Source organism: Proteiniclasticum sp. (genome assembly GCF_032054185.1).
In the GTDB taxonomy this organism is placed as follows: domain Bacteria; phylum Bacillota; class Clostridia; order Clostridiales; family Clostridiaceae; genus Proteiniclasticum.
The window spans coordinates 78,025-90,974 of record NZ_DAMBTF010000006.1 but is presented as its reverse complement, the minus strand read 5'-3'; the positions used below and the strand labels follow the sequence as shown (position 1 = coordinate 90,974).

Here is a 12,950-nt window from a genome sequence, read left to right as displayed (position 1 = left end):
ATTGTGAAGAGGTTTTTTGTTGTGTAAAAATAAGGAGGAGAAAATGAAAAGATTATTTACTTCAGAATCAGTAACAGAAGGACATCCGGATAAAATCTGTGACCAGATTTCAGATGCCATACTGGACAGCATACTGGAACAGGATCCTAAGGCGAGAGTTGCCTGTGAGACAGCGGTGACAACAGGTATGGTGATGGTGATGGGGGAAATCACTACAGACTGCTATGTGGATATTCCTAAAATCGTAAGAAAGACGGTCACTGAAATCGGATATGTTCGTGCCAAGTTCGGATTTGATGCCGAGACATGCGCTGTACTGACTTCTATTGATGAACAGTCACCAGATATCGCTCAGGGAGTTAACGCTTCTCTTGAAACCCGTGAGGGTGACCATGATGCAATGCTGCAGACAGGAGCAGGAGATCAGGGGATGATGTTCGGTTTTGCTACAAACGAAACTGAAGATTATATGCCGATGCCTGTGAATTTTGCGCATAAGCTGGCAAGAAGACTTGCTGAAGTCAGAAAAAATGAGCTTCTGCCATACTTAAGACCTGATGGCAAGACTCAGGTGACCATTGAATATGATGAGGATGATAAGCCTGTTAGAGTGGACACCATCGTCGTCTCCACACAGCACAGTTCTATCGTGACACAGGAAGAAATCAGAAGAGACATCATCGAAAATGTCATTAAGGCTGTAATTCCTGTAGAACTCATGGATGAAGAGACGAAGATATTCGTGAATCCGACTGGACAGTTCATTGTTGGTGGACCGCAGGGTGACTCTGGTCTTACAGGAAGAAAGATTATTGTCGATACTTATGGCGGATACGGCAGACACGGCGGCGGTGCTTTCTCAGGAAAGGATCCGACAAAGGTTGACCGTTCAGCGGCATATGCTGCAAGATGGGTTGCAAAGAATCTGGTGGCAGCAGGTGTTGCCGATAAACTGGAAGTTCAGCTGTCCTATGCTATTGGTGTGGCTAAACCGATTTCGGTTGAGGTATTCACTTTTGGAACAGAGAAAATCTCACACGAGAGCATCATCGAAATCATCAATAAGGTGTTTGACCTCAGACCTGGTGCTATCATAAGAGACCTTGATCTGAGAAGACCGATCTACAGACAGATTGCTGCATATGGACACTTTGGAAGAAATGATCTCGATCTGACATGGGAAAAGCTTGATAAGGTCGATGAGATCAGAGCGCTGCTCAGCTAGTATATAGATAAACCTGAATCAGAAATTTAAGAATCATAAAAGTCCTGCAACCAGATATCAAATTCTGGCTGCAGGACTTTTAAATTTATCTGTTCTTTAGGTTACCTTACTTCACGTCGATCAGCAGGCTGATTCTGAGGTGATCGAAATTCAGTTCATCACCGGTCTCTCTTCTTGCGGAGAGTTCCAGTAGTGTGATTTTTACACTGATTTCCTCATTTTCCAGCAGGATAACAGCATCTTCCGGATTGAGAATGCCTTTTTCCATCTGTCCTTCATGTTTCTCTACGATTGCGAGAATATCATCACTTAGTTCTTCTTGAAGGATCAGCTCATCTTTAAGGGTGATTTTAAGGTTCGTTATATCGGTGAGTTCTATTTTCATGTCCTGGAAGGTTACAGATTCTGTATAGTTGTTCAGCATAAACAGGTAATCAAAACCTGATACTTCTGATGCGGATTCATTCTGGTCGGTAAACAGGTTGATGTATTCCATATTGGGGTTACCGTAATGATCCTCACGCTCGAATCCGAAGGTGTCCTTGAAATCCGAGTAAGCATATCCTGAATCGAGATGTCTGATTTTATCCAGGTCTCTTGACTCAAAATAAGAAACGATACTTGAGATATTCTTGCGGTCTTCTTCTGAAACATTGGTTCCCGGTACGACTTCGCCTGACACCAGCATATTGTTTCTTTCGAGCAATGTCGAGAAGCGCTGATTCTGACTGAAGTTAGAAACACTGAATGCGGACAGGGGACCAAATATGGATATCACAGCAAGGATCGATAGACTTACTGGAAGGAAAATATTATTGAGCTTCTTCTTGATGATGAAGTACAGCATAGCAGTGAGTACCCATAGGCCAAGAAGAACCACGAGATAGCGGTTTTCTGTCACGCCATATTGGTATATTCTCTTTGCGATGGAAACAAACATCATGGCAAGGATGGGAAGCAGTATTCTTGGAAACCAGGTTCTAAAGAGTCTTGCCAGCTGATTTTCATGGAGTATTGGTGTAATGAAGAAGATTACCGCGGCTGAAACCACTGAATACCAGAGAACCAGATTGGAAACCAGTCCGCGTGGCCATTCCTGAGTCACAAGAATCTTGATGAAGTAAACATAAAGGATTCCGGTATAAATGGTGATCAGCGGAATGACGATATAAAGCAGAAGAACTTTGAGGGCTTTGGAATAGAGATGCTCATCAAGGTTCTCTTCTTTTCTTGGGAGCTTCGAGAGGAACATCAGTGCGCCGAATATGAAGGTGACAACAAGGAAGAAATAGAAGAACCACTTACCGTCTATATCGGCATCAAACAGAGCGTTGATGGTGAAAATGATTGCCGAGATTCCGAAGTACAGTACACCGGAATAGAGAATAGTGATAAACAGTCCGTTAAAAACACGTACGACATAATGCTCATAATTTTCTGTGAGCTTCAGTCTCAGTGTATAGAATATGGCGATGATGAGGATGAGCAGTGTTCCCACAAAACGTACAGTACTTACCATATTCATCTCTTCTGTATAAAATATGTAGTAGAGCACCATAACGGCCAGGGCAGGTACCACTGTAATGAGCAGTGCCGGTTTATCCGGCCAGAATCTCTCAGCCAGATGTTTCAGAGAAATGCTTAGGAGCATTCCGATGGCTGTGACCATAGCCATTCTTCGTAGAGTGTCCGTTTCGTAGATACCCTGAATATTTCTTTCGTTTTGAGTAATGAGCAGTCCCATGAGAATAAATGATAAAATTGCTGTTACAGGGAAACGGAGAAAGCTGTCTCCAAGGCCTGAAAATTGTTCTTTGATTCTTTCTGTCAGTTTCATGATCGAGAAAACATCTTATATGATGTTTTCTGTTCACCTCCTTGTATAATAAGGATTTCTTTATCTGATTGTATTATGTCTTAGCTACATTTTAGTATCAAAATCATGTCAGGAGTATTACTTACAGAAAACTTCATAATGATTTAAACAAAGTCTGATCGAAAACATGCGGATTTCAGCATATATAAAAGGACACCATTCACGGGAATGATGTCCTTTTCAGATATTTTTCTAGATGAACTGTCTGCCTTCAATATAAACATGGAGAACTTCCAGGTTTTCGGAAAGAACAAGAAGATCAGCATCATAATTCAGTGCAATCTTACCTTTCGTCTTTTCAGCGCCGATAAATTTAGCACCGTTTAATGAAGCCATCTTAATGACTTCATGAAGAGGAATATCGGTATGCTCAAACACATTCTTCACTGCTTTGTCCATGGTCAGAATGGAACCGGCCAGAGCGCCTGAAGTGAGTCTTGCCGCACCTTCTTTGGAAATGACATCCTGTCCGCCGAGTGAATAGATACCGTCGGGCATTCCGCAGGCCATCATGGCATCGGTGACCAGCAGCACTTTATCCGTGGATTTGGCTTTGTAGGCGATACGAAGTGAGGGATAGCTGACATGAATGCCGTCGGATATGGTCTCAGTGGAAATATCTGTGTCAAATATTGCACCGACAACTCCGGGCTGTCTATGAGTAAATGGAGTCATGGCATTGAACAGATGGGTGGAATGATTACATCCAGCTCTTATGCCTTTCATCGCCTCTTCATAGGTAGCCACAGTATGGCCGATGGATACGTTGATATCATTTTTTCTCAGGAATGGAATGAGCTCAAGTGCACCTTCCACTTCAGGCGCCATGGTGATATTCTTGATGAGGTCAAGATCTTCACCCACCATTTCTCTGAAAGATTCAAGTGTGGGTCTGATGACGAAGTTGGGGTTCTGTGCACCGATAGCCCCTTCACTGATGAAGGGTCCCTCCAGATGTACACCGCCTATGGATGCTCCACTTACTTTACCTTTTGCCTCTTTTGCCGCTTCCACAGCCTTTCTGATTTCTCTTACGTCCACGGTCATTGTTGTGGGTAGGAAGGTTGTTGTCCCATGCTTTGCTACGGTTGTTGATATGGCTTCCAGAGCTTCAAAGCTTGCCTCCATGGTGTCGTGATTACCCGCTCCATGGATATGGATGTCGACAAAACCGGGTGAAAGATATCTTCCGTTACCTTCTATAACTTCATCTCCTGAAAAATCAGGACTGAAACTGATGATTTTTCCGTCTCTTGTCTGTACTGACATCACTTCAATACGATCAGGAAAAATCACTTTAAAATCTTTGAATATCATTTTTTGCACCTCTTTACTATTTCAGTCTGCTGAGCAGATTTCTTCTTCTTCTATTATACAGCAAATCGGAAAAATAAATTAATCAAAATGAATAGATTATTTGCAGGTATATATAATAAACCATGTCAGGAAATGTGGAAACCCAAAGCCTTTTAGATTATCATATAACTAGAGATTAACGTTAAGAAAGAATGCAGGGAGTAGTTATGGAAAATTTAGAAGGTGTTGTACGCGACATCATATTTCAGAATGAAGAAAATGCCTTTTGTATTTTCAGAATAGAAGATGACAAGGATATTCATATCGCATTGGGTACATTTCCATTCATATCAGTAGGCCAGACACTTATTCTGCACGGAGACTGGGTAACCCATGCAACCTTCGGCAGACAGTTCAAATGCGAAAACTATGAGGAGGTTATGCCTAATTCTTTAAAAGGAATCGAGAAATATCTGTCTTCTGGAACCATATCAGGCATAGGGCCCATTACCGCGAAAAAACTCGTCGATAAATTCGGCAGTGACATTTTCAGTATCATCGAGAATGATACTAAGCGTCTGATGGAACTTGAAGGGATAGGAGAGAAGAAAATCAAGCTCATCTACGATTCATACATCAAAGGCCGTGAAGTGAAGAATATCATGGTCTTCCTTCAGAGTTACGGTGTTACACCGAAACAGGCGCTGAAAATCTATAGGGTATTCGGAAATGAAGCGGTGTCAAAAGTCAGAGAGAATCCGTATGTGCTTTCGGAAGAGGTTCCAAGCATCGGATTTAAGACCGCTGATGGAATCGCTCGAAATCTGGGCATCGAAATTGACTCACCTTTCCGGATTCAGAGCGGAATCAGGCATATCGTCAATGAGTACTGCGCTCAAGGGAGCACTTTTATTCCTAGACCCGTTCTTCTGGAAAAGGGGAGAATGACTCTTGAAGTTCCTGAGGAGCTTATCGAAGAAAATATCATGCACAGTGTGATGACGAACAAACTTGCCATGGAGATCGTCGGGGATGTGGAGGGAATCTTTTCCCTTCCATATCTCTATGCTGAAGTTTCGGTCACGAAAATGATGCTCACGCTTGCGCTGAATGAAGTGGATGATCTCAAAATCCCTGTGGAAGAATACATCAGAGATTTTGAAAAAGAGAATATGATTGAATTCCATGATAAACAGATCGAAGCTATTGTAGGGGCTGTAAACAATGGAATTGAAATCATTACTGGTGGGCCGGGCACAGGTAAAACGACAATCATCAAATGCATACTTGAGATTTTTGACCGGGCTGGGAAAAAAGTTCTTATGGGTGCACCAACAGGAAGAGCGGCAAAAAGAATGTCTGAGGCTACAGGCAGAGAATCCAAGACGATACATAGACTGATTGAACTTGGTGTATCCACAGAGGATGAAGAGGTTTTATTTGATGAGGATAACACTTTAAACTGCGATGTGGTGATTATTGATGAAGCTTCCATGATTGATGTCATGCTGATGAATAATCTGTTGAAAGCGATCAAACCTCATACAAGACTGATTCTTGTGGGAGATGCGGATCAGCTCCCTTCTGTCGGTGCGGGGCGGGTGCTGGAAGATCTTATCGACAGTACAGCCTTCAAGGTGGTAAAGCTGCAGTTCATCTACAGACAGGGAAAAGAATCCTTTATCACAACCAACGCACATAGGATCAACACCGGTGAAATGCCTCAGCTCAATAATAAAGGAAGTGATTTTTTCTTTATCAGCGGAGACAGCAATGAGGATTCACTGAGCAAGATCGTTGAACTGGTTACTTCGAGACTGCCAAAATTCAATAAAAACTGGGATAGAATCAGAGACTTCCAGATCCTGACACCAATGCGCAAAGGAGAGCTTGGTGTTTATAATCTCAACCAGGTTCTTCAGATGGCTCTGAATCCCAACCGCAAAAAGTATGACTTTACTGAGTTTCAGGTCGGTGATAAAGTTATGCAGACCAAAAACAATTATATGATTAAATGGAAAAAAATAAAAAGAGCGCATGGAGAACCGCCGGAAGGGCAGGGTATATTCAACGGAGATATCGGATATGTGACGGAAATCAATACTGAGGACAACATCGTATCTGTTCTGTTTGATGAAGATAAGATCGTCGAATTTGAATCTTCTGAACTGGATGAACTGGAGATGGCTTATGCTGTCACAATTCATAAGAGTCAGGGCAGTGAATTCAAGGTTGTGATCATACCCATGTTTATGGGGCCGCCTCTTCTGATGAGCCGTAATCTGATCTATACCGGGGTGACCCGTGCGAAGGAGCTGCTGGTCCTTGTCGGCTCCAAGAAAGCATTAAGCTACATGATCAAAAATACCAGAACTTACGAAAGACATACATCGCTGAAATACAGAATCCTCAGTGTTCTGGATAATGTGAGCATGTAGGTGATCTGTAAGTCTCGTTAAATAGGTGGGGGAATTTATGAAAACAGAAAAGATAAAACAGCTGATGAACTGGTATGATACCTCAATGGATAAAGCGATCAATATGAAAACTGTTCCCTATATGGGCATTGAACCGGTCAAAGATCTGGTGAAAAAGATTCTTTATGATGGCGGTCGTGTGCTCTACATTACAGGGGAAGACAAGGAAAAGGTTCTGATTGTAAGAGTGATGAGGGAGGCTGGGTTTGAGTCCATTTCGGTACATCAGGAGATGGAAATCAATGAAATGGATGCGTTGGTCATCTGTGATTATTTTCAGGCACTTAGAGTCAGAGGGGAGTATGATCTTGTCATCTATGATGATGTGAACTCTTTTCCGATTCATAAAAAGCCTGAAATGCAGCAGCTCATCGGATTTATCTTTCCGAAATGCAGAAAGGTCATTGCTTACTCCTTCGAAACGGTATTCATGGGCATGGAGGTCATTGAAGTGCCTATGGCAGGGAGAAGCGGTTTTATTTCTGAACCGCGGATTCTGGAAACCAGGCTTAATCTTGATGAATTTGTGCCGACTTCTGTTTACGAGTATCTGCTCTGGTTTGTGATCGAGAAGAAGAAGGTGCTGTTTCTGACATCAAATAAAAAAGTGAAGAAGAAAGTGGCAAGATTTCTTTCGAAAATTGATGAGTCTCTGGAAAGTTCGATTTATGATGTGGATGAGATCGGAACAATGAAGATGAAGGAACTCTGCATGGATGGAACGAAAGCCCATATCTTCATTACGGATGATCTGGACGATTATCTGGAGGTGGAATCCAATCTGGAAATCATTATCCATGGTTCAGATTCTGCAAGGTACAGCTACCGTGAGCTGATTTTCTTCTGTCTGAGAAGCGGTTATTATGACGAACTCAATGGTGAAGTCATTATGCTGTGTCAGAGTGTAACCCGAGATATGGAAAAGACCAGAGATCTGGCAAGACATTTCAATAAGGTTCTGTGGGATGAAGGCTTCGAGTAGACTGCTTAACATGTTTCTTAAGATTCTCTATCCTGAAGTGACGTGTCCTGTATGTAGAGGAGTCCATCCGGGTATCTGTACATCCTGTAGAGATTCACTGAAAATCTATGATGAAGGTTGTCTCGATCATCAGAACAGGGGGCAGTCATTATTCAGGCACCAGGAAGAAGCGCAGGCCCTCGTTGCAAACTTCAAGAAAAAAATGATTTTTTCTGCAGGAGATGCCATGGCTGATCTCCTGTTCGAACGATGCGGAAATGAACTGAAGGGTTTTGATCTGATCACATTTGCTCCATCCTCTGATGAATCACGGAAAAGACTTGGGTTTGATCACGGGAAGTATCTGGCCTGTGCGCTATCGGGAAAAACGGGTGTTCCTGTAGTCGCTCTTTTTATCGCTGCGGGTAAAGAACAGAAAGTTCTGGACAGGGAAGAACGCAAGGTGAATGCGAAGAATATCAGACTTCGAAAAGGAAATTTCAGTGGGCTTAAAGGGAAAAGGGTTGTCCTCATTGATGATGTCTATACTACCGGAAGTACTGTACTGCAGTGTTTAGAGCTTCTGGAGGAGCTTAATATGGAGTGCAGGTACCTTACATTTTCCAGACTCTGAAAAAAGCTGCCTGACCGCAGAGTTTAATTTCTAAAAAACGCCTTGATAAATCAAAACAACATAGCTATAATGATTAGATGAAAGTTATGTTTGTAGTTGCTCAGGGGTAACCCTGATAGTCCAGGCCAGTCGCAGGCAAAAGGATCCACGTAAGTCAGTCAAAGCGCTGACAATCATGGTGCGGCTTAGAAGTAAGTCCTGCCAGAAATGAGAGGGTAAGTAGTGAGAGGTTAAGTCCGGGTAGCAAAAGCTCCAGCAGGCGAGTGTGGGGTCAAATACTAGGTCAAATAGCTTTCAGCACATTTGTGCAGTTAAGCAGCCTATGGCTGCTTAATTTTTTTGCGCTTTTTTGATTCCTGGGTGATAAACCGGAAGTTTAGGGCTATAATATTAAATAGAGCAAAATACTGAACTTAAGAGAAAAGGTGAAATATGGATACAATTTTATTCTATTTATTTATCATATATTCTATCGTACCGAATATTTATTTTCGTTTTTTTTCAAAGAACGTGATGAGATTTATGCCTGCCGGTGACAAAGATATCGCATTTACATTTGATGACGGTCCGGACCCGAGATACACACCTCAGCTTCTTGATCTACTTAAACAGCATAGAATCAAAGCGACTTTTTTTGTTTTAGGCGAAAAGGCGAAGGCGAATCCGGATATCATCAGAAGAATTGTAGATGAAGGTCATGTAATCGGTCTTCATGCTAATAAACATATCGGAGCGCCTTTCAGATCGTATAAAGCGATGAAAGATGATTTTCACAATTCACTCGACATCCTGAAGAACATGGGGGTAAGAATACATCTTTACAGACCTCCGTGGGGGCTGGTCAATGTGGTTTCGCGTAAATTCATCAGAGAGTATAAGTTTGCACCGATATTATGGTCCATCCACGCTTCAGACTGGAGCAGATACTGTAATGAAGAACATATCGAAAAAGTTCTCACGCAAAAAGTAAAGCCTGGAGATATTGTTCTGCTTCATGATGGAAGAGGGGCTAAGGAAGCCCCTCAGAGAACAATCAATGCACTTAAGAGTGCGATACCTCAGATGAAGAAAAAGGGATTCCGTTTTGTCATCCCGATGGATAGCGAAAAAACGACCACAGCTTAAGGAGTGATCAGATGAACGCATTAAACAGTATCGTCGCCTTTTATGACAGGAATATGGTGAAACTTCTTGGATGGAAGAAAATTCCTGGAAGCGATCTTGAGTTTTTATATCTTGTTCCGAAAGTGCACAGAGGTAAAACTGTGACAATAGAAGATGGAACAGTCATCCATAAAGGTGATCATATTTTTGAAATACATATCATCAATACAAATCTTGCGAACCTGGATACAGGGTACGGAAATCTGTTCATCATGCTGAAGCAGGAACTGAGTCAGGTTGGAGTGCTTATGCAGACAGAAGAGTATAGCATGTACAAAGCTCTCCTCTCTGTTACGCTGCTTCATAAGCTGGCAAGAAGAGTAGGATTTACTGTAAGAGAGATCGATCATCCGGTCAGAAGAAGAATGGTTTCCTTAGGTGAAAATATACTGAGAAGTGCACTTCGCAAAGGAAAGAATGAGAAAGACGGGAAGAGGCGCATAGCTAAAGAGTGCTGGATCTCGAAAACGCAGATTATTGAGATATCTAATAGCTGAATCGAACAAATCATAGGGATGCTCTCCGCAAGGGAGAGCATTTTTTATTGCCGATCAGAGTCTGTAATAAATATGAGCTGTCTGTTACGATATTTAACTACAATTGTCCAGTCTAGTTCCGATACTGTACTAAAAATTATGGGATCTGTTTGTTGCATGATTCTCATAGAAAATGAATAGCAGTACTTTGAAACGAGAAGCGAAATTGAAGTGAAAATCCGCTGGGGAGATGAAACAAGAAAGAACCATTGTAATAATTATTATTAATTGAAAATAAATTTTATGTAAAACTGTAATATAACATAGTACAGATATCCGTATTTCAATGAAAAAATAGGTTTTCTGTTCTGATTATGTGCTAATTTATCATGGTGCTTGTCATAGATACATAGAACAGCTTAAAAGTCAATAGTAAATACTGCAAAAACAGGTTTTAGCAATAAAAAATTATATTGATTAGGTATTAACAAATGTGATCAGGTATTGTATAATACGATTGTAGTAAAAAACAGATGATTAAAAAATAACCTATGTGTTATAGAATTATTAGGAGGAAGTACAATGAAGACTCAATGGCAGGGATTTACAGAAGGAAACTGGCAGAATGAAATAGATGTTAGAGATTTTATTCAGAAAAATTATACCTTATATGATGGTGATGATTCTTTCCTTGAAGGACCGACAGAGGATACGCTGAAAGTCTGGAAAAAATCAAGTGAACTGATTGTAGAAGAAATCAAAAAAGGTGTTCTTGGTGTAGACGAAGAGAATATTGCAGGCATCAACAATTTCAAGCCAGGTTATATCGACAGAGACCACGAATCAATCGTTGGACTTCAGACAGATGCTCCTCTTAAGAGAATCATTAATCCATACGGTGGATTCAGAATGGTGGAACAGTCACTTGAAGCTTACGATTTCACAGCTTCAGATGCTATCCTGAAGGATTTTCCAAAGTACAGAAAGACTCATAATGAAGGCGTCTTCCATGCATATAACAAGGAAATGAGAGCGGCAAGAAGTACCGGTCTGATCACAGGTTTACCTGATGCATACGGAAGAGGAAGAATTATAGGTGACTATAGAAGAATCGCTCTTTATGGAATAGACAGACTGATTGAAGAGAAGAAGAAGGATCTTGAGAATCTGACAGGTCCAATGCTTGATGATCTGATCAGAAAAAGAGAAGAGACAAATGAACAGATCGTTGCACTAGGCGAAATGAAGAAAATGGCTGCATCATACGGATTTGATATCTCAGAGCCTGCTGCTAATGCCAAAGAAGCTGTACAGTATGTATACTTCGGTTATCTTGCAGCAGTTAAGGAGAACAACGGTGCGGCGATGTCCCTGGGCAGAACAAGCACATTCATCGACTGCTTCATAGAAAGAGATCTTAGAAACGGAATGATCAATGAAGCACATGCACAGGAACTGATCGATCAGTTCGTTATAAAGCTGAGACTTGTAAGACATCTGAGAACACCTGAATATGACGATCTGTTTGCAGGAGATCCAACCTGGGTAACTGAATCTATCGGTGGTGTGGGACTGGACGGAAGACCGCTGGTTACCAAATCTTCTTTCAGATTCCTTCATACTCTGATCAATCTTGGAACTGCTCCTGAACCGAACATGACAGTATTATGGTCACAGGCTCTGCCAGAGAACTTCAAGAAGTTCTGTGCGGACATGTCCATCCAGACAGATTCAATCCAGTATGAGAACGATGATATTATGAGACCGACTTATGGAGATGATTATGCGATTGCCTGCTGTGTATCCGCAATGACTCTTGGTAAGCAGATGCAGTTCTTCGGAGCAAGATGTAACCTGGCCAAGTCACTGCTTTATGCATTAAACGGCGGTGTGGATGAAAAGACAGGAAAGACAGTCATCAGCGGACTTGAACCGATCACTGATGCAGTTCTTGATTACGAAAAAGTACTAAGCAATTACACAAAGGTACTGGAATATGTTGCTGAGCTTTATGTGAATACCATGAACATCATTCACTATATGCATGATAAATATGCTTATGAAGCTGGTCAGATGGCTCTTCATGATACAGAAGTGGGAAGACTGATGGCGTTCGGTGTAGCTGGACTGTCCGTTGCTGCGGATTCACTGTCTGCAATCAAGTTTGCCAAGGTAATGCCTAAGAGAAACGAAAGAGGAATCACTTCAGACTTCGAAATCGAAGGAGAATTCCCACAGTACGGTAATGATGATGACAGAGTGGACGAGATTGCTGTAAAGCTTGTTGAAAAATTCTCATCTGAGCTTAAAAAGCACAAGACATACAGAGACGCGAAACATACACTATCCGTACTGACCATCACATCTAATGTGGTATACGGCAAGAAGACAGGTTCAACTCCAGACGGAAGAAAAGCTGGCGAACCATTTGCTCCTGGAGCAAATCCAATGCACGGCAGAGACCTTGAAGGTGCTCTGGCATCACTGAACAGTGTAGCTAAGATTCCTTACTGTGATACCTGTGAAGATGGTGTATCCAACACATTCTCCATCGTACCTGATGCTCTAGGAAAGACAGGGGACGAAAGAATCAGTAATCTTGCTGCAGTTCTGGATGGATACTTTGCACAGGATGCACATCATCTGAACGTAAATGTATTCAACAGATCAAAACTTGAAGATGCTATGGAACATCCTGAAAAATATCCTACACTGACAATCAGAGTTTCAGGATATGCAGTAAACTTCAACAGATTATCAAGAGAACAGCAGATGGAAGTTATTTCAAGAACATTCCACGATGCAATGTAATATAGAACATACAGAAAAGACAAGATAAGG

At 41.7% G+C, this 12,950-nt stretch carries 9 protein-coding genes; 7 read left to right on the top strand and 2 right to left on the bottom strand.

Annotated elements, in window-relative coordinates; genetic code table 11:
- Window positions 1-43 precede the first annotated feature (43 nt).
- On the top strand, window positions 44-1,225 hold the full coding sequence (gene metK / locus RTX25_RS04920; protein WP_312651207.1) for a methionine adenosyltransferase: 1,182 nt from the start codon (window positions 44-46) through the stop codon (window positions 1,223-1,225).
- A gap of 106 nt (window positions 1,226-1,331) precedes the next feature.
- Here metK and RTX25_RS04915 read toward each other — a convergent pair whose 3' ends face one another.
- Both RTX25_RS04915 and nagA read right to left on the bottom strand, forming a co-directional pair.
- Window positions 1,332-3,062 (bottom strand): DUF4153 domain-containing protein, encoded by a 1,731-nt coding sequence (locus RTX25_RS04915; protein WP_312651204.1) that lies wholly within the window; start codon window positions 3,060-3,062, stop codon window positions 1,332-1,334.
- 231 nt (window positions 3,063-3,293) lie between these two features.
- On the bottom strand, window positions 3,294-4,418 hold the full coding sequence (nagA, locus tag RTX25_RS04910; protein ID WP_312651201.1) for an N-acetylglucosamine-6-phosphate deacetylase: 1,125 nt from the start codon (window positions 4,416-4,418) through the stop codon (window positions 3,294-3,296).
- Window positions 4,419-4,624: 206 nt separating this feature from the next.
- On the opposite strand from nagA, the gene RTX25_RS04905 reads away from it, so the two are divergent.
- From RTX25_RS04905 to pflB, 6 genes are all read left to right on the top strand, one after another.
- Window positions 4,625-6,835 (top strand): ATP-dependent RecD-like DNA helicase, encoded by a 2,211-nt coding sequence (locus RTX25_RS04905; RefSeq protein ID WP_312651198.1) that lies wholly within the window; start codon window positions 4,625-4,627, stop codon window positions 6,833-6,835.
- Window positions 6,836-6,872: 37 nt separating this feature from the next.
- Complete coding sequence (locus tag RTX25_RS04900; RefSeq protein WP_312651195.1) at window positions 6,873-7,856, top strand: hypothetical protein; 984 nt, start codon at window positions 6,873-6,875, stop codon at window positions 7,854-7,856.
- Complete coding sequence (locus RTX25_RS04895) at window positions 7,840-8,469, top strand: phosphoribosyltransferase family protein (protein WP_312651191.1); 630 nt, start codon at window positions 7,840-7,842, stop codon at window positions 8,467-8,469. The genes RTX25_RS04900 and RTX25_RS04895 overlap by 17 nt, the downstream gene beginning before the upstream one ends.
- A 522-nt stretch (window positions 8,470-8,991) precedes the next feature.
- Complete coding sequence (locus RTX25_RS04890) at window positions 8,992-9,594, top strand: polysaccharide deacetylase family protein (protein ID WP_312651189.1); 603 nt, start codon at window positions 8,992-8,994, stop codon at window positions 9,592-9,594.
- An 11-nt stretch (window positions 9,595-9,605) separates the two neighbouring features.
- Entirely contained in the window at window positions 9,606-10,130 is a 525-nt protein-coding gene (locus RTX25_RS04885; RefSeq protein WP_312651186.1) for a YkoP family protein, read from the top strand.
- 561 nt (window positions 10,131-10,691) lie between these two features.
- The gene (pflB, locus tag RTX25_RS04880; protein WP_312651183.1) at window positions 10,692-12,920 is read left to right on the top strand and encodes a formate C-acetyltransferase; all 2,229 of its coding nucleotides are present in this window, start codon (window positions 10,692-10,694) and stop codon (window positions 12,918-12,920) included.
- Window positions 12,921-12,950: the final 30 nt, after the last annotated feature.

Excerpts from the sequence above, each read along its gene's own strand:
- RTX25_RS04900 (WP_312651195.1), top strand. The coding sequence starts at position 6,873 with ATGAAAACAGAAAAGATAAAACAGCTGATGAACTGGTATGATACCTCA.
- RTX25_RS04905 (WP_312651198.1), top strand. The coding sequence starts at position 4,625 with ATGGAAAATTTAGAAGGTGTTGTACGCGACATCATATTTCAGAATGAA.
- nagA (WP_312651201.1), bottom strand. The coding sequence starts at position 4,418 with ATGATATTCAAAGATTTTAAAGTGATTTTTCCTGATCGTATTGAAGTG.
- RTX25_RS04885 (WP_312651186.1), top strand. The coding sequence starts at position 9,606 with ATGAACGCATTAAACAGTATCGTCGCCTTTTATGACAGGAATATGGTG.
- RTX25_RS04890 (WP_312651189.1), top strand. The coding sequence starts at position 8,992 with ATGCCTGCCGGTGACAAAGATATCGCATTTACATTTGATGACGGTCCG.
- RTX25_RS04915 (WP_312651204.1), bottom strand. The coding sequence starts at position 3,062 with ATGAAACTGACAGAAAGAATCAAAGAACAATTTTCAGGCCTTGGAGAC.
- metK (WP_312651207.1), top strand. The coding sequence starts at position 44 with ATGAAAAGATTATTTACTTCAGAATCAGTAACAGAAGGACATCCGGAT.
- RTX25_RS04895 (WP_312651191.1), top strand. The coding sequence starts at position 7,840 with ATGAAGGCTTCGAGTAGACTGCTTAACATGTTTCTTAAGATTCTCTAT.
- pflB (WP_312651183.1), top strand. The coding sequence starts at position 10,692 with ATGAAGACTCAATGGCAGGGATTTACAGAAGGAAACTGGCAGAATGAA.